This is a genomic window from Streptomyces sp. 4N124 (assembly GCF_052245395.1).
In the GTDB taxonomy this organism is placed as follows: domain Bacteria; phylum Actinomycetota; class Actinomycetes; order Streptomycetales; family Streptomycetaceae; genus Streptomyces.
Genome location: NZ_JBQQBS010000010.1, coordinates 35,649 through 52,774, shown reverse-complemented (window position 1 = coordinate 52,774; position 17,126 = coordinate 35,649). Strand labels below are relative to the sequence as shown.

General features: G+C 70.8%; 12 protein-coding genes. 6 read left to right on the top strand and 6 right to left on the bottom strand.

The window, feature by feature from the left end; all coding sequences use genetic code 11:
* Window positions 1-57 precede the first annotated feature (57 nt).
* Complete coding sequence (locus tag ACTWQO_RS12740) at window positions 58-609, top strand: RNA polymerase sigma factor (RefSeq protein WP_443237375.1); 552 nt, start codon at window positions 58-60, stop codon at window positions 607-609.
* 96 nt (window positions 610-705) lie between these two features.
* On the opposite strand, the gene ACTWQO_RS12735 is transcribed toward ACTWQO_RS12740, so the two are convergent.
* The gene (locus tag ACTWQO_RS12735; RefSeq protein WP_443237374.1) at window positions 706-3,078 is read right to left on the bottom strand and encodes a SpoIIE family protein phosphatase; all 2,373 of its coding nucleotides are present in this window, start codon (window positions 3,076-3,078) and stop codon (window positions 706-708) included.
* A 256-nt stretch (window positions 3,079-3,334) separates the two neighbouring features.
* On the opposite strand from ACTWQO_RS12735, the gene ACTWQO_RS12730 reads away from it, so the two are divergent.
* Both ACTWQO_RS12730 and ACTWQO_RS12725 read left to right on the top strand, forming a co-directional pair.
* Window positions 3,335-6,430: a glycoside hydrolase family 2 TIM barrel-domain containing protein gene (locus ACTWQO_RS12730; RefSeq protein WP_443237373.1), complete on the top strand. Its 3,096-nt coding sequence runs from the start codon at window positions 3,335-3,337 to the stop codon at window positions 6,428-6,430.
* A 153-nt stretch (window positions 6,431-6,583) separates the two neighbouring features.
* Window positions 6,584-8,818 (top strand): glycoside hydrolase family 9 protein, encoded by a 2,235-nt coding sequence (locus ACTWQO_RS12725; protein WP_443237372.1) that lies wholly within the window; start codon window positions 6,584-6,586, stop codon window positions 8,816-8,818.
* Here the strand turns inward: ACTWQO_RS12725 and qcrB are convergent.
* From qcrB to ACTWQO_RS12710, 3 genes are all read right to left on the bottom strand, one after another.
* Window positions 8,763-10,289: a cytochrome bc1 complex cytochrome b subunit gene (qcrB, locus tag ACTWQO_RS12720; protein WP_443237371.1), complete on the bottom strand. Its 1,527-nt coding sequence runs from the start codon at window positions 10,287-10,289 to the stop codon at window positions 8,763-8,765. The two genes, ACTWQO_RS12725 and qcrB, sit on opposite strands and share 56 nt — an antisense overlap.
* The gene (gene sigJ / locus ACTWQO_RS12715; protein WP_443237370.1) at window positions 10,286-11,215 is read right to left on the bottom strand and encodes an RNA polymerase sigma factor SigJ; all 930 of its coding nucleotides are present in this window, start codon (window positions 11,213-11,215) and stop codon (window positions 10,286-10,288) included. Before sigJ ends, qcrB begins: the two co-directional genes overlap by 4 nt.
* 110 nt (window positions 11,216-11,325) lie before the next feature.
* Complete coding sequence (locus ACTWQO_RS12710) at window positions 11,326-12,048, bottom strand: 2OG-Fe(II) oxygenase (RefSeq protein WP_443237369.1); 723 nt, start codon at window positions 12,046-12,048, stop codon at window positions 11,326-11,328.
* A gap of 178 nt (window positions 12,049-12,226) precedes the next feature.
* Between ACTWQO_RS12710 and ACTWQO_RS12705 the strand changes: the two genes are divergently transcribed.
* The 3 genes from ACTWQO_RS12705 (at window position 12,227) to ACTWQO_RS12695 (ending at window position 14,952) form a co-directional block, all read left to right on the top strand.
* Window positions 12,227-12,472 carry a hypothetical protein gene (locus ACTWQO_RS12705; RefSeq protein WP_443237368.1) on the top strand — a complete coding sequence of 82 codons (246 nt, stop codon included), beginning with the start codon at window positions 12,227-12,229 and terminating at the stop codon, window positions 12,470-12,472.
* A 3-nt stretch (window positions 12,473-12,475) separates the two neighbouring features.
* Window positions 12,476-12,853, top strand: coding sequence for a toxin Doc (locus tag ACTWQO_RS12700; RefSeq protein WP_443237367.1), 378 nt, complete (start codon window positions 12,476-12,478; stop codon window positions 12,851-12,853).
* A gap of 503 nt (window positions 12,854-13,356) precedes the next feature.
* Window positions 13,357-14,952 (top strand): RICIN domain-containing protein, encoded by a 1,596-nt coding sequence (locus ACTWQO_RS12695; RefSeq protein ID WP_443237366.1) that lies wholly within the window; start codon window positions 13,357-13,359, stop codon window positions 14,950-14,952.
* Window positions 14,953-14,967: 15 nt separating this feature from the next.
* Here ACTWQO_RS12695 and ACTWQO_RS12690 read toward each other — a convergent pair whose 3' ends face one another.
* The gene (locus ACTWQO_RS12690; protein WP_443237365.1) at window positions 14,968-15,948 is read right to left on the bottom strand and encodes a 2-hydroxyacid dehydrogenase; all 981 of its coding nucleotides are present in this window, start codon (window positions 15,946-15,948) and stop codon (window positions 14,968-14,970) included.
* Complete coding sequence (locus ACTWQO_RS12685) at window positions 15,945-17,114, bottom strand: lactate 2-monooxygenase (protein WP_443237364.1); 1,170 nt, start codon at window positions 17,112-17,114, stop codon at window positions 15,945-15,947. Before ACTWQO_RS12685 ends, ACTWQO_RS12690 begins: the two co-directional genes overlap by 4 nt.
* Between the last annotated feature and the right edge of the window lie 12 nt (window positions 17,115-17,126).

Sequence of the window (17,126 nt, the reverse complement as noted above, 5' to 3'; positions counted from 1 at the left end):
ATCCACACCGAGGACTCGCGCCGAGGATCTGTTGACGCAAGACCGAGGGGAGCCCCCGTGTCCGACGCCGCGCCCACCGAGGACCTGGCCCGGCGCGCGGCCGCGGGCGACGGCGCCGCCTTGGACGGGCTGCTGCACGCGATCCGGCCCGAAGTCGTCCGGCGCTGCGGGCGGTTCCTGCCCAATCGGGAGGACGCCGAGGAGGCCGCGCAGGACGTATTGCTCCAGGTCGCGCGGAAGATCACCGGGTTCGAGGGCCGCAGCCGCTTCAGCACCTGGCTCTACACCGTCGTCGCCAACTGCGCTCGCCAGAAATACCGCGAGCTCAAGCGAAGGGCCGCCGAACAGCCCGCCCCGATCGACGCGGGGCAGTACGCCGACCCGCGGACGACGAGTGTCATCGCCGGCTCCCGCGTCGACCTGCTGGAAGCGCTGGACCGGCTGGAGCGCGAACACCCGCATCTGGTCGCGCCGTTGGTGTACCGCGACATCTGCCAGCTGGACTACGCCGAGGCCGCCGAACGCGCCGGCGTCCCCCTGGGCACACTGAAGTCCCGTCTGCACGAGGCACGCAAGCAGGTCCGACCCTGGCTGTCGGACACGCCCTGAGGGGCAGCGCCCCAAAGGGGCGCGGGGAACTGCGCGACCAGCCACGACGGCGCCGCAGCCGACCAGCGACCCATCGCGGCACCCCCAGCGGAGCGCTTACGCGTCGAGCAGCCCGATCTCCGCCCAGATCGTCTTGCCGTCCGCCGTGTGCCGGCTGCCCCAGCGCTGGGTGAGCTGGGCGACCAGCAGCAGACCCCGCCCGCCCTCGTCCCAGGTCTTGGCGCGCCGCAGATGCGGAGCCGTATGGCTGGTGTCGGACACCTCGCAGATCAGCGTGGCCGTGTCATGGATGAGCCGCAGCCTGATGGGGTGGGTGCCGTACCGGATGGCGTTGGTGACCAGCTCGCTCACCACCAGCTCCGCAGTGAACGAGGCGTCCGGCAGCCCCCAGAGGTCGAGCTGCCCGACGACCTGCTTGCGGATCGGGGCGACCAGCGCCGGGTCGGCCGGGATGTCCCAGGTCGCGACGCGGGAGGCGGGCAGTCCCTGGGTGCGGGCGAGCAGCAGGGCCACGTCGTCGGAGGCACCGCCCGTGGGGAGCAGCGTGTGCAGGATGCGGTCGCAGGTCTCGTCCAGGGAGTTGGAGGGGGCGGCGAGGGCATCGCAGAGCAGCGCGTGCCCGGCGTCGACGTCACGTTCGCGGGACTGGATCAGCCCGTCGGTGTAGAGCGTGAGCACCGTGCCCTCGGGGAGTTCGATCTCGGCCGGCTCGAACGGCAGCCCGCCCAGGCCCAGCGGCGGCCCCGCCGGCAGGTCGACCTGCCGGGGGCGGCCACCGGGTGGCTGCATCACGGGCGGCGGATGCCCGGCGCGGGCCAGTGTGCAGCGCCGGGACACCGGGTCGTAGACGGCGTACAGGCAGGTGGCGCCGACCGCGGCGGTGCTGCTGTCGCCGCCCGCCTCCGCGGACAGCCGTACGACCATGTCGTCGAGGTGGGTGAGCAGCTCGTCCGGGGCCAGGTCGATGTCGGCGAGCGTGCGCACGGCGGTGCGCAGCCGGCCCATGGTGGCCGAGGCCTGGATGCCGCGGCCGACGACGTCCCCGACGACCATCGCGACGCGCATCCCCGACAGCGGGATCACGTCGAACCAGTCGCCGCCCACCCCGGCCCGCGCCGCCGGAAGGTAGCGCGAGGCCGCGTCCAGTGCGGCCGTACGCGGCAGTGACTGGGGGAGCAGGCTGCGCTGCAGGGCGATGGCCGTCTCGCGCTCGCGTGAGTAGCGGCGGGCGTTGTCGATGCAGACCGCGGCGCGCGCCGTGATCTCCTCGGCCAGCAACTCGTCGTCCGGCGTGAAGGGGTCCGGGCGGCGGAAGCGGGTGAGGACGGCGACGCCGAGAGTCGCGCCGCGGGCCCGGATCGGCACGGCCATCGTGGAGTGGATGCCGTACTCCCTGACTCGCTCCATACGCGCCTTGTCCCAGCTCAGCCACTGGGTGAGGTCACCGGAGGGCACCGCCGCGACGATCGTCCGGCCGGCCAGCAAGGAGTCGGCCTGGGGCGAGGTGGCCGGGTACACGTCCAGCTGGCCCGGCTTGAGGACGGCCTCGGGGCTGCCGGGATTGACCGACTGATGGGCCGCCCGACGCAGGGTGACCGGCGGGGTGACCGGCCCCGTGGCAGGCTCGCCCGTGGGCTCGGGCGGGTCCAGGAGGTCGACGCTGACGAAGTCGGCGAGCGCGGGCACGCACACGTCGGCGAGCTCCTGTGCCGTGCGAGTGATGTCCAGGGTGGTGCCGATGCGGACGCTCGCCTCGTTGACCAGCTGGAGCCGCTCGCGCGACTTGTACTGCTCGGTGAAGTCGTGCACGGCGACACACACCCCGCGCGGCCGTCCCGCGGCGTCGGTGATCGGTGCCATCCGGGCCAGCCAGGCGTTGACCCGGCCGTGCACGCCGATCGGCACATAGGCCCGTACGTCGTCTCCCCGTCCGGTGGTGAGGACCCGGTGCAGCTGCTGCTCGATCCTCTCGCCGTCCAGCCGGCCGCTGAGCTCGGGTACGCGCAGTCCGCGGATCCGCTCCTCGGGCAGTCCGATCACCTCGGCCATGGCGTCGTTGATGCGGTGCAGCCGGAGCCGCTCGTCGTAGATCGCCACGGCGCAGGGGGACTGGATGAGGCCCGCCTGCTCCAGCGGATCGTCGGGGTGCTGCGGCCGGTCGCCCTCCAGCGGGGTGACCGCCAGCCAGTCGCCGGTGCCGCCGCTCTTGGGCTGCCGGTGGTGGACGAGCAGCCAGACGGTCACCGTATGGCCGTCCCGGTGGCGCAAAGTGACCGTTCCGTTCCAGCGGGGCGGGCGGACGGTGGGCGGCGGGCCCTGGATCAAGGCGGCGGAGGGGCGCCCCACGACCTCCTCGGCCGTCCAGCCCAGCAGCCGCCGGGCCCCTTCGCTCCACTCGGTCACCGTGCCGTCGCCGTCGAGGACAGCCCGGGCCGTGGCGGCCTCGTCGAACGGATACACCGGGCTCATCGTCGTCGCTCCATCGCGCGTACGCACAGTGAACAGATGGGTCACTTCAGTTCCAGCCTAGTGCGTCGCGCTCCCGCGCGAACGGGAACCGTGAGCCGTCCCGGCGCCCCCGGTCAAGAGAGAGATCCGGCCGATGTGACCCCTGGGACAGAAGCACCTCACGCGCCCCTTGACGGCCTCATGTGGCCCACCGTCAGAATCTGTTTGTTCACGATCAGTTGTGAGTACTTCTGGGCCCTGATGAGGGAGAGCCGCCATGACGGTCACTCGCAGATCGGTTTTGATCGCCTCTACGACCGCACCCGCGGCCGGGGTGCTTCTGGCCACCCCGGTGGCACGGGCCGCCGAGGCGGTCGCGGGCGCATCCGGCCGCCGTACCGTCGCCCTGCGCGACGGCTGGCGCTTCGCGCTGGTCAACCCGGGCGGCATCACCGACCCGACCGGCGCCTACGCCGACGCCGCCGCACCCGCATACGACGACTCGGACTGGCGTGAGGTCGCGGTCCCCCATGACTGGAGCATCGAGCAGTCCCCGACCACCGAGCACGGCACGACCAGCGGCACCGGCTTCCTCCCCGGCGGCCTCGGCTGGTACCGCCTCGCCTTCACCCTGCCGCCCGCCTTCGCCGGCCGCCGGATCTCGGTGGAGTTCGACGGCGTCTACATGGACGCGTACGTCTACTGCAACGGCAGGGAAGTCGGCCGTCACCCCTACGGCTACACCGGCTTCGCCTTCGACCTCACCGACCTCCTGCACACCGACGGCACCACCGAGAACGTCCTCGCGGTCAAGGTGCAGAACCAACTCCCCAGCAGCCGCTGGTACTCGGGCAGCGGCATCTACCGCGAGGCCCGGCTGGTGGTCACCGAGCCGGTGCACGTGGAGCGCTGGGGCACCTACGTCACCACACCGGAGATCACCGAGGAGCGGGCCGTCGTACGGGTGCGCACGTCCGTGCTCAACGAGTCGGGCGACGTTCAGGAGGTCGAGGTGAGATCGCGGGCCGTCGACGCCGACGGCCGTACGGTCGCCCGGACGTCCACCACCGTCTCCGTCGACGACCGGACGACGCAGACCCACGAACTCACCGTCGAGAGACCCAGGTTGTGGGGCTTCACGGACCCGCACCGCTACACCCTCCACACCGAACTCCGTATCGACGGCAAGACGATCGACACCTACCGCACCCCCTTCGGTATCCGCACCTTCCGCATCGACCCGGACGAGGGCTTCCAGCTCAACGGAGTCCCCGCCAAGCTCAAGGGCGTCGACCTGCACCACGACCTGGGCGCGCTCGGCGCGGCGGTCAGCAAGGACGCGGTGCGCAGACAGATGGTGATCATGAAGTCGATGGGCGTCAACGCCCTGCGCACCTCGCACAACCCGCCCGCGCCGGAGGTCATCCAGGTCTGCGAGGAACTGGGCGTGGTGATGCTGGTGGAGAACTTCGACTGCTGGCGCACCGGCAAGAACCGCTACGACTACGGCCGGTTCTTCGACGAGTGGTGCGAGAAGGACACCACCGAAATGGTCCTGGCCGCCCGCAACTCGCCCGCCGTCATCATGTGGTCCATCGGCAACGAGGTCCCCGACTCCACCACCACCGCCGGACTCGCCATGGCGGACCGCATCATCGCCGCCATCAAGGCCGCCGACGACACCCGCCCCCTCGTCATCGGCTCCGACAAATACCGCCGCCTCCCGGCCAAGGGCTCGGCCGCCGACCTGATGCTGGCCAAGCTCGACGGGCTCGGCCTGAACTACAACACCGCCAAGTCCGTCGACCAACTCCACGCCGCCTACCCCCACTTGTTCCTCTTCGAGTCGGAGTCCTCCTCCGAGACCTCCACCCGCGGCACCTACCAGGAGCCCGAGCGCCTCAACACCGGCGAGAACTACACCCCCGGCAAGCGGGCGACCTCCTCCTACGACAACAACCTCGCCTCCTGGACCATGAGCGGCGAGTACGGCCACAAGAAGGACCGCGACCGGAAGTGGTTCACGGGCCAGTTCCTGTGGTCGGGCATCGACTACATCGGGGAGCCCACGCCGTACGACGTCTTCCCGGTGAAGGCGTCCTTCTTCGGCGCGGTCGACACGGCGGGCTTCCCGAAGGACATGTACTACCTGTTCCAGAGTCAGTGGATCAGCAGGCCGATGGTGCATCTGCTGCCCATGACCTGGAACCACGCACCGGGGGATGTCGTAGAGGTGTGGGCGTACGCCAACGTCGACACCGTCGAGCTGTTCCTCAACGGCACGTCCCAGGGCGTACGGCGCTTCGACACGAAGAAGGCCGTCGACGGCCGCGCCTACCTGGAGACCACGGAGGCCACCGGCGACGACAAGACCTTCACCGACGGCCCCTACCCCGGCAGTTACACCAGCCCGAACGGCAGCGCGGGCAAGCTCCATCTGACCTGGAAAGTGCCGTATGCGCCCGGCGAGTTGAAGGCGGTGGCGCGCAGCGACGGCAAGGTGGTCGCCACGGACGTGCTGCGCACGGCCGGAAAGCCGTATGCCGTACGACTCACGCCTGACCGCAAGTCCCTTGCCGCCGACGGCCGTTCGCTGGTCTTCCTCACCGCCGAGGTCGTCGACGCCCGCGGCGTGGTCGTGCCCGACGCCGAGCACCTGATCACCTTCGACGTGACCGGCGGCTCCCTCGCCGGGCTCGACAACGGCCGGCAGGAGAGTGCCGAGCGCTATCAGGCCCGTACCCGGACGGCCTTCCACGGCAAGGCGCTCGCGATGGTCCGGTCCGGTACGAAGGCGAGCACGCTGAAGGTGACGGCACGGGCGGAAGGTCTGCGCGCGGGCACGGCGTCAGTGCGCACCACTCCTGCCCCGTCGGCGGCGACCACCCCCGCGGCGACGTTCAAGCCCGACCATCCGGCGCCCCCGAACCACCCCTACGCGGACGCCAGTTACTCGGGCCGCCCCGACACACTGCCCGCCGCGATGCTCGACGGCGACCCGTCCACCGGCTGGTCCAACGCCTTCTTCAAGGCCGCCACGCCCCTGCTGCCCGCCTTCGACGGGGCCCGGGAGGAGGACTGGGTCTCCGTCGACTGGGGGCGGTTGCGGACCCTGGACCGGGTGGAGGTCTCGTTCACCGTGGACTCGACGCACTCGCTGCCCGCGTCGGTCGAGGTCGCGGTGTGGGACGGCCGCCGGTATGAGCCGGTCGACGGGGCGGCCGTCGACTGGGCCGGCGCCTCGGACGAACCGACCGTGATCACTTTTGACGCCGTACGGGGCTCCCGGCTGCGGCTCACCATGACGAGTGGTCATCCGGGCGAGGCCCGGGGGGCGGTACGCATCAGCAGGCTGGAGGCTCCGGCCGGCTGATCGGCCCGCGTGGTCCGGACGGGACGGTGTCCAACCAGTCCCGTCCGGACCGTTGACGTGCCGTCAACTCTCCCACAAGCATGGTTCGCGCCCGCATCTGGGAGCGCTCCCACGCCGGTAGCGTCACCCGTACCTCTCCCGAGGAGCCCAGACGTGAAACGACGCAGAACCGCCCTGTTGTCCCTGACGGCCCTGCTGGCGGCGGCGCTCACCGCGCTGCCCGCCGCAGCCGACGAGGTCGAGCAACTCAAGAACGGCACCTTCGACACCACCACCGATCCCTGGTGGACGACGACCAACGTCACCGCCGGTCTGTCCGGCGGACAGCTCTGCGCGGACGTGCCGGGAGGCACCGCCAACCGCTGGGACGCGGCCGTCGGCCAGAACGACATCACCCTGGTGAAGGGGGAGTCGTACCGGATCTCCTTCACCGCGAACGGCGCGCCCGAGGGCCATGTGGTGCGTGCGATCGTGGGGCTGTCGGTGGCTCCGTACGACACCTGGTTCGAGGTGAGCCCGCAGCTGAGCGTCTCCGGCGACTCGTATGCCTACACGTTCACTTCGCCCGTCGACACCACCCAGGGCCAGGTCGGCTTCCAGCTCGGCGGCCAGCCGGACGACTGGCGGTTCTGCATGGACGACGTGTCGCTGCTGGGCGGGGTGGAGCCGGAGCCGTACGAGCCGGACACCGGGCCGCGCGTGCGGGTCAACCAGGTCGCCTATCTGCCCGCAGGGCCCAAGAACGCCACGCTGGTCACCGACGCCACCGGCAAGCTGCCCTGGCAGCTCAAGAACGCCGCCGGGACGACGGTCGCCCACGGCTGGACCGTGCCGCGCGGCACCGACGTGTCGTCCGCGCAGAACGTCCACTCGATCGACTTCGGCGGCTACCGAGCGCGCGGTCAGGGCTTCACGCTGGTCGCCGACGGGGAGACGAGCCGCCCGTTCGACATCGACGCGCGCGCCTATGAGCAGCTGCGCGTGGACGCGGTGAAGTACTACTACACGCAGCGCAGCGGCATCGCGATCCGCGACGACCTGCGGCCCGGCTACGGACGCCCCGCCGGCCATGTGAACGTCGCGCCCAACCAGGGCGACGCGAACGTCCCCTGCCAGCCCGGCGTCTGCGACTACACGCTCGACGTGACCGGCGGCTGGTACGACGCCGGCGACCACGGCAAGTACGTCGTCAACGGCGGCATCTCCACCTGGGAGGTGCTCAGCACCTACGAACGCTCCCTGCTGGCCCGCACCGGTCACCCGGCGAAGCTCGGCGACGGCTCGCTCGCCATACCGGAGAGCGGCAACAAGGTGCCGGACATCCTCGACGAGGCCCGCTGGGAGGTGGAGTTCCTGCTGAAGATGCAGGTGCCGGACGGGCAGCCGCTCGCGGGCATGGCCCACCACAAGATGCACGACGAGCAGTGGACCGGCCTGCCCCTGCTGCCCAGCGACGATCCGCAGAAGCGCGAACTGCACCCGCCGACGACCGAGGCGACCCTGAACCTGGCGGCGACGGCCGCGCAGGCGGCACGGCTGTACCGGCCGTACGACCGCCAGTTCGCGACCGAGGCACTGGCGGCCGCCCGGAAGGCCTGGTCCGCGGCGCTCGCGCACCCGGCGGTCCACCCCGATCCGAACGACGGCACCGGAGGCGGCGCCTACCCCGACACGGACGCGACCGACGAGTTCTACTGGGCCGCCGCCGAGCTGTATCTCACCACCGGCCAGAAGGAGTTCGAGAAGCACATCCTGAACTCGCCGGTCCACACGGCCGACATCTACGGCCCCCTCGGCTACGACTGGGCCAGGACGGCCGCCGCCGGACGACTGGACCTGGCGACCGTCCCGAGCAAGCTGCCCGGCCGGGACAAGGTGCGCCAGTCGGTGATCAAGGGCGCCGACACCTACCTGGCCACCCTGAAGTCACACCCGTACGGCATGCCGTACGCCCCCGAAGGCAACCTCTACGACTGGGGCTCCAACCACCAGATCCTGCACAACGCGGTCGTCATCGCCACCGCCTACGACCTCACCGGCGCCTCGAAGTACCGCGACGGCGCGCTGCAGAGCATGGACTACATCCTCGGCCGCAACGCGCTGAACATCTCCTACGTCACCGGCTACGGCGAGGTCGACGCCCGCAACCAGCACAGCCGTTGGTACGCCCACCAGCTCGACCCGAAGCTGCCGAACCCGCCGAAGGGCACGCTCGCCGGAGGCCCCAACTCGAGCATCCAGGACCCCTACGCACAGAGCAAACTCCAGGGCTGCGTCGGCCAGTTCTGCTACGTCGACGACATCCAGTCCTGGTCGACGAACGAGCACACCATCAACTGGAACTCCGCCCTGACCCGGATGGCGTCTTTCGTGGCGGATCAGGGCTGAGGCTCGCCCGCTCCACCTCCACCGGTTCCCCTGGCCGCTCATGGGCGGTCAGGGTGTGGAGCCGGGCCTGATCGAGCGGCTGGTGCACCTCGACGTACTCGCCGTGCGGCAGCCGCTTGATCACACCGGTCTCCCGGCCGTGCGCCACCAGCTCCTTGTCGCGGAGCTGGAGGCCCAAGCAGATGCGCCGGGTGACGACGAAGACGACCACCGGGACCACGAACACGGCGATCCGCACCGCCCACGTGACCGTGTTGATCGACAGATGGAGCCGGGTGGCCACGATGTCATTGCCGCCGCCCGCCAGCAGGATCAGATAGAGGCTGATCCAGGCCGCGCCGATGCCCGTACGCACAGGGCGGTTGCGCGGGCGGTCCAGGAGGTGGTGTTCCCGCTTGTCGCCGGTGATCCGGGCCTCCAGGAACGGATACACGCCGATGAAGAGCAGCAGGAGCGGGAAGACGACGACCGGGATCAGCACACCCATGACCAGCGTGTGACCCCACAGATTGATCTCCCAGCCCGGCATCACCCGGACCAGACCCTCCGCGAACCCCAGGTACCAGTCCGGCTGGGCGCCCGTGGAGACCTGATCGGCGCGGAAGGGGCCGTACTGCCAGACCGGGTTGATCGTCGCGATCGCCGCGATCAGCGTGAGGACACCGAAGACCAGGAAGAAGAAGCCGCCCGCCTTCGCCATGTACACCGGCATGAAGGGCGAGCCGACGACATTGCGCTCGGTGCGGCCGGGGCCCGCGAACTGCGTGTGCTTGTGGTAGAAGACCAGCAGGATGTGCGCCACCACCAGCGCGGCCATGATGCCCGGGACCACCAGGATGTGCAGCGAGTAGAAGCGGGCCACGATGTCGTCGCCCGGGAACTCGCCGCCGAACAGGAACATCGTCAGATACGTCCCCACGATCGGCACCGACAGCAGCGCGCCCTCGACGAACCGCATCCCCGTCCCCGACAGCAGGTCGTCCGGCAGCGAGTAGCCCATCAGGCCCTCGAACAGGCCGAGGAACAGCAGGGACCAGCCGAACAGCCAGTTGATCTCACGCGGCTTGCGGAACGAACCCGTGAAGAAGTGCCGCATCATGTGCGTCAGCATCGCGGCCACGAAGATCAGCGCCGCCCAGTGGTGCAACTGCCGCATCAGCAGCCCGCCGCGCACATCGAAGCTGATCTCCAATGTGGAGGCGTACGCCTCGGACATCCGGACGCCGTTCAGCGGGACGTAACTGCCGTGGTACACCACCTCGTTCATCGACGGATGGAAGAAGAAGGTGAGCCACACGCCGGTGAGGATCAGCACGATGAAGCTGTACAGGCAGACTTCGCCGAGCAGGAACGACCAGTGGTCGGGAAAGACCTTCCGCAGGTACTTCTTGCCGAGCGTGTGGGTGCCGAGGCGGCCGTCGAACCAGTCGGCGAGCCGCTCGCCCTTCCCGGGCCGCACGGTGGTGGTCACTCCTCCTCCTTGTGGACGTGCGTGAGCTTGTCGGGATTGGCGACGATGTAGACGCCGGACACCCGGTCGCCCTCGGGCGTGAGGTCCATGACCATCACCGCGTAGGGCTCGTCGCCCTGGAACAGCACCATCGCCTCGTCGCCGTTGACCCGGCGGTAGCGCAGTTCGAGGCCCTGCGCGGCACCCCGGGCGCTGAGCGAGCCGATGAGGCGGACCGCCTTCTCCCGGCCGTGCACCGGGCGCAGTGCCGCGCCCCTGCGCTTGCCGCCACCGTCCGACCACACCGTCACGTCCGGTGCGAGGATCTCCATCAGCGCGGCGATGTCCCCGCCGAGGGCCGCCTGCACGAACCGCTCGGTCGCCTCCCGGCGCACCCGCGGATGCGCCTGATACAGCGGCCGCCGCGCGTGCACATGCGCCCGCGCCCGATGCGCCAGCTGCCGTACGGCCGCCGGGGTGCGGTCGATCAGCTCCGCTATCTCGGTGTGGGCGTACCCGAACACCTCGTTGAGCACGAACACCGCGCGTTCCAGCGGCGTGAGCGACTCCAGCACGACCAGCATCGCCAGCGACACGGACTCGGTGCGCAGCGCGGGATCGTCGGCGCCGTCGTCGGCGACCAGCGGCTCCGGCAGCCAGGGACCGACGTAGGTCTCACGGGAGCGGTTGATCGCGGCGCGCCGTCCCAGCGCGTGGTTGACGGCGATACGGACCAGATAGGCCCGGGGGTTGTCGATTCCGTCGAGATCGCGGCCCCGGCCCCGAGCCGTCCAGGACAGCCAGGTCTCCTGGAGCACGTCCTCGGTGTCGGCGACACTGCCCAGGATGTTGTAGACGAGGCCGAACAACAGCTCACGGTGGTCGACGAAGACTCCGGTCGCCACGCTGAGTCGCTCGTCGGTGTCGGGCACAGGGAACTCGGACATGAACAGGCCTCCGCAGTGGTGCGCTCACTACTGCGAGGGCCGCAGGGGGCCGGACTGTGACATCGACGGCCGAATTGTGACCTACGTCTCACCACTCGCCCGTGCCGGGCTCAGGACGCGTCGTGAAAGACGAGCCCCAGCGAGTGCCGGCGGCCGGAACGCACCGGGCTCACCCCGTGCCGCATCGCCCCGGCCGACCAGCCGCGTCGGGTGCGCACGGGCCGGTCCCGGGTCGTGAAGACCAGACCGTGGCCCTGCTCGAGCGCGGTGGCGGTGCCCCGCGACTGGGCCCTGGGCCGCTGCTCCACCATCAGGAACTCGCCGCCGGTGTAGTCGGTGCCGTACGCGTCGAGTCCGACGACCACCTGGAGCGGGAAGAGCATCTCGCCGAACACATCACGGTGCAGCGCGTTCCAGTCGCCCTCCCCGTAGCGCAGCAGGATCTGCGCCGACCGGTCCTGTCCGGCCGAGTGGCAGCGCTCCAGCCACTCGTCGAGCGAGTCCGGCCACGGCGCCGGGCGGTCCAGCCGGGCCGCCCAGTCACGGGCGATCGGCAGCAGACGCGGATAGAGCGCGGCGCGCAGGGTGGCCACCGGGGCGGGCAGGTCATGGGTGAAGTAGCGGTACTCGCCCGAGCCGAAGCGGTGCCGTGCCATGTCGACGGTGGTCCGGAACAGCTCCGGCTTCTCGTACAGCGCCGCCAGGTCGCGGCACTCCGCCGGAGTCAGCAGCCGGCCCGTCCGCCCGCTGCCGTACGCGTCCAGTTCCTCGGCGAGGGCGGCCCAGTCCGTCCCGTCGACGCGGCGGCGGGCCCGGTCCGTGGTGAGCGTCATGAGATGGTCACCGTCCTGTGCGGTTCGTTCGTCGTGCTCTCGCTTCCGAGTCTGCCGCCCCGTCCGCGCCGCGTCCGGCGGGAATCAGACATGGCGTTCCGACCTTGTGGTACCGCGCTGTTGACGCTGTGACCTGGCGGTATTTACGAGTCAGTACCCGCGCGGTACCCTGAAATGCATGCCAGCCCTCAACGTGGAGTTCAGTGACCGCGAACTGGAGGACCTGCGGCAGATCGCCAAGGAGCGGGGTACGTCGATGAAGGCCCTCGTGCGTGAGGCCGCAGCCGCCGACATAGCCCGCCACCGTGCCCTCCAGGAGGGCGCGGAGGCCTTCCGCCGCTTCTTCGCGGCCCACGCCGACGAATTCGCGGCCGCCTTCCCCGACGACGAACCAGCCATCAAGGGCGAGGGGCGGGTCGCCTGACCGATGGCTCCCGTCGTCCACATCGACGTCCCGTGGCTGCTCCAGCGCCACGAAGAGGTCCTGCCCGACCAGCCGACCATCAACGACTTCTCGGCCCTGGTCGCCGCCGTCGCCCGTCATCGCGTCGACCCGCCGCGCCTCGGCGTGGACTCCGACCCGGCCTGGCGGGCCGCCGCCCTGCTGCACACCCTCGCCCTGCTCAAGCCGCTGCCGGCGGCCAACGCCCGCTTCGCCTGCGCCACCGCCGTGGCCTACATGTTCGTCAGCGACGTCGGTATCGACCCGCCCTACGGCGCCCTCGTCGACCTCGCCCGCGACCTGATCTCCGGCAAGGCGGACGTCTACGGCGCCGCCGACCGGCTGCGCTCCTGGCAGATCTGACACGGCTGGACGGCGCAAGGGCCGCCCGCCCCGATGCCGCCGGCCGAGGGCGGGAGGAGCAGGGCCGGCGGCCGGGTTCGCGCAGAAGAGCCGCCGTCCTGCGCGTGGCCTTCCGAGGTGGGCCGCCTCCAGTGGACTACGCGGGGGCGTGCGCGAGGGAGCGTGCGCGGCGCACCGGCGAGTGCGCCCGATTCACACGGGGCGCATGGAAAAACGGGAAAACAGGTGCCCAGAGGCGAGTTGCGACCGCTTCTGACTTTCTTTCAACGAGGCGGATGTTGCCCGAGTGCCTTGTTGGTCATGAGTGTGTTGTGCAAGGGTGAACAGCGCATGCGGGGGGCATTGGCGGAGTCGCATTCGTCCTGGGGGGAACAGGGCCGGATCGGCACTCGTGAATTCATGCTCCCCGCGTCGTCGCCCAAAAGGTACGCACCAACACTGAGTTCCTTTTTCGGCGACCAGAACATCTGAGAGTCACCTGCGCGTGGGAAGGAATCCGCTCAGTGCCCACCCCCCACCCCCCTCGCCCGCCCTACCCCCCGCCCGGCGGGGTTCCCGCAGAATCCGACGAGGGCCTCGCCACCCGGCTGAGAGGCCGCACGGACGTCGAGGCCTCCCCGTCCGTCGCGCTGCTGATGGCGCGGCACTGGCGACCCGCTCACGAATACGCGGTCATCTGCCTCGCCTCGAAGTCCGACGTCGCCTCCATGGTCACCGCTGCCGCATTTCACCAGGTTCTCGACCGGCTGGCGCTGGGCGAGCCGGCCGACGCGGTGCGCCCGCGGTTCCTCGTGGCCGTGCGGGACACCGTCGGACAGTGGTCTGCCGAGGAGCGAATATCCGGTGTTCTGCCGGATTTGGTGAAACCCGCCGGCGGCCGCGGTATGCGTGCCGCGAAGTCCATGACGCCGGAAAATCGCAAGCTGGCCGAGCGTTCATTCCACGCCCTTCCCGGACTCGCGCGGTGTCTGCTGTGGCACACCGAGGTCGAGGCGGAACCGATAACCGTTCCCGCCGGACTGCTGGGCATGGACATCGACACCGCGACGGCCGCTCTCGAACAGGCGCGTGAAAAATTCCGCGAGGGCTGTGTACATGCTCATCGGGAACTCGCGCCGAGCAAGGATTGCCGCTTCTACAACCGACTCCTCGATGTCCCGATCCGCCGGGGCGGCGCACTGCTTCCGGATGTCCAGCAGCATCTCGGAGAGTGCCGCTACTGCCGTTTCGCCGCCGAACAGCTGAGTCATTTCGAGGGCGGATTGGGTGTGCTGCTCGCCGAGGCCGTGCTCGGCTGGGGCGCGCGCCGATACCTCGACTCCCGTCCCGGCCGCGCCGAGCAGGGCACGCGGGCACGCGGCTCCGGCCGGCACGGCAGGGCGCGCCAGCGGATCCTGTCCCGCATCCCCGCGCCGGCCCGCCGTCGTGTCGCCGAGGCTCCGCGGCCCACCCGGGCGCTGCTCACGAGCGTGGGCATCGCCTCCGCCGGGCTCTTGGCGGGCGTGCTGGTCTCCAGCCTGTGGGCTCCGGACGGCGGAACCGAGCCGACCGAGTCCGCCGCCGCGACCGGCGCCCCGGGAACGGCCACCCGGCCGGGCACCGCCCAACTCCCCACCGCACCACTGCGGTCCACGCTGCGCAACGAGGCCGCGAATCTGTGCCTGGACATCCGCGGCGAGGCCAAGGCCGGCGCCGGGACCGAACTGGCCGCCTGCTCGTCCGACGAGACCCAGCAGTGGTCGTACGAAGCCGACGGACTGCTGCGCAGCGTGGCCGACCCGGGCCTGTGCCTGGACTCGCGTGCTGACGCCGGTGTCGTCATCCTCGGCACCTGTGCCCCCGAGGACTCCGAGCGCGGCGACGACGTCCGCTACGACCTGACCGTGCGGGGCGAGTTGCTGGCCCGCTGGCAGGAGGGACTCGCGCTGACGTCCACCACCGAGGACGAGGGCGCCGACATCGTCGTCAAGGTCCGTGACGGTTCCACCGAGCAGCGCTGGCTGACCGACCAGGCGACGGCCGACACCGGGTCGCTGTCGATCGCCGGGACCGCCGCCCCCTCCGTGCCGCCCACCCGGCTCTCCGGCCGGACGGCCTGAGGGGCGCGGCTCCCGCTAACTCACCACGTCCCGTGGGGGGTTGCCCGCCAGGAATCCGGCCACGTTCTGGACGGCGGCCAGCGCGATCCGGACCAGCGTCTCCCGGGTGACCCCCGCGGCATGCGGGGAGAGCACCACGTTCGGGGCCTTGAGCAGACGCAGGGCCGGGGTGGGCGGTTCCGGGTCGAAGACGTCGATGCCCGCCCCGGCCAGCGCGCCCCGCTCCAGCGCGTCGGCGAGGGCGGCCTGGTCGATCAGGGCACCCCGGGCAGTGTTGATCACGAACGCGGTCGGCTTCAGGAGCGCGAGGCGTTCGGCGTGCAGCAACTGCCGGGTCTCCTCGGTGAGGGGCGTGTGCAGGGAGACGTAGTCGGCCGTGCGCAGCAACTCGTCGAGCGGCACATGACGGGCGCCGCCGAGACTGGCCTCCGTCTCCGGCGGTACGCGGCGCCGCCCGGCGTAGACGACGGTCATGTCGAACGCGACCGCGCGCCGGGCGACTTCCTGCCCGATCTGCCCCAGGCCCACGATGCCGAGGGTCTTGCCGGACAGCTCGGTGAGGGAACGCTGCAGCCGGGGGAGCGCCCAGTCGGCCTCGACGAGGGCGGTGTGCGCGGGGATCAGCTGCTTGGCCAGGGCGAGCATGAGGGCGAAGGTCTGCTCGGCGACGTTCTGCGCCTCGGCGCCGCTGGAGCCGATCGTGCAGACGGGCACGTCGCGGGCGCGGGCGGCCGTCACGTCGACGTAGTCGAAGCCGTGGCTGGCGCACTGCACCAGCTCCAACTCCGGTGCGGCGGCGAGGTGTTCGGCGGTCACCGGGGCGAGTGCCGTGACGATGACATGCGCCGCGCGCAGGGCGGCGGGGTCCTCGTCGGCGGCCTCGACGACGGTGACGTGCGCCTCGCTGGGGAGGAGAGTGGCGAGTCCGGCTCCGGTCGCCCGGCCGCCGACGTGGGGTGCGACGACGGCGAGGACGTTCTTCTTCGCGTCGGTCATGCGGGGTCCTCGATGAGGTCGGCGGGGCCCACCGTGGCGGGGGTGGCGTGTCCGGACAGGGCGAGCGTGAGGTCGAACTCGGCGAGCAGACAGCGGATCACATGCTCGACGCCCGCCTGTCCGTCGAGGCCGAGCCCGTAGACGTACGGCCGTCCGACCAGCACCGCCCGCGCGCCGAGCGCGAGCGCCTTGAAGACGTCGTCGCCGGTGCGCACCCCGCTGTCGAAGAGGACGGTCAGCCGGTCGCCGACGGCCTCGACGACCCGGGGCAGCGCGTCGGCCGCAGCGACGGAACCCGCGACTTGGCGGCCGCCATGGTTGGACACCACGACCCCGTCCATCCCGGCGTCGGCGGCGAGCCGGGCGTCGTCGGGGTGCAGGATGCCCTTGAGGACGATCGGGCCGTCCCAGTTCTCCCGGAGGAACGCCAGGTCAGGCCAGGTCTTGCCGGGATCCGCGAACATGCCGACGAAGTGCATCACCGCGGCGTTCGGATCCTCGTGCACCGGCTTGGCCAGACCCGACTGGAACGCCGGGTCCGAGAAGTAGTTGGCGGTGCCCACGCCGTGCAGGAACGGCAGAAACGCCTGGTCGAGGTCGCGGGGCCGCCACGCCAGCATCGGCGTGTCCAGCGTGACGACCAACACCGAGAACCCGCTCGCCTTGGCGCGGCTCAGGAAACTCCGGGTCACCTCGCGGTCCTTGGCCCAGTACAGCTGGAACCACCGCTCGGCGTCGCCCATCGCCTCGGCGACCTGCTCGATCGGCGTACTCGACGCGGACGACAGGATGTACGGCACACCCTGCGCGGCGGCAGCACGGGCAGCGGCCGGCTCAGCGTCCGGGTGCATGATCGACAGCACGCCGACCGGCGCCAGCGCCAACGGGGCGGGCAGCGCGCGGCCCAGCACCTCGACCGACAGATCCCGCTCGTGCACGTCCCGCAGCATGCGCGGCACGATCCGGCGGCGCTGCAAAGCGGCCCGGTTGGCGCGGGCCGTGCTTCCGTCGCCGGCGCTGCCCGCCACATAGCCGACCGGGCCGGGGCCGAGCCGCTGCTCGGTCAGCTCCTCCAGCCGGGTCAGATCGGTGGGCAGCCGGGGTACGGCGCCCGACATGCCGTTGAGGTAGATCTCGTACTGGAAGTCGGCCCAGTGCTTGCCCATCTCCTGCATCCT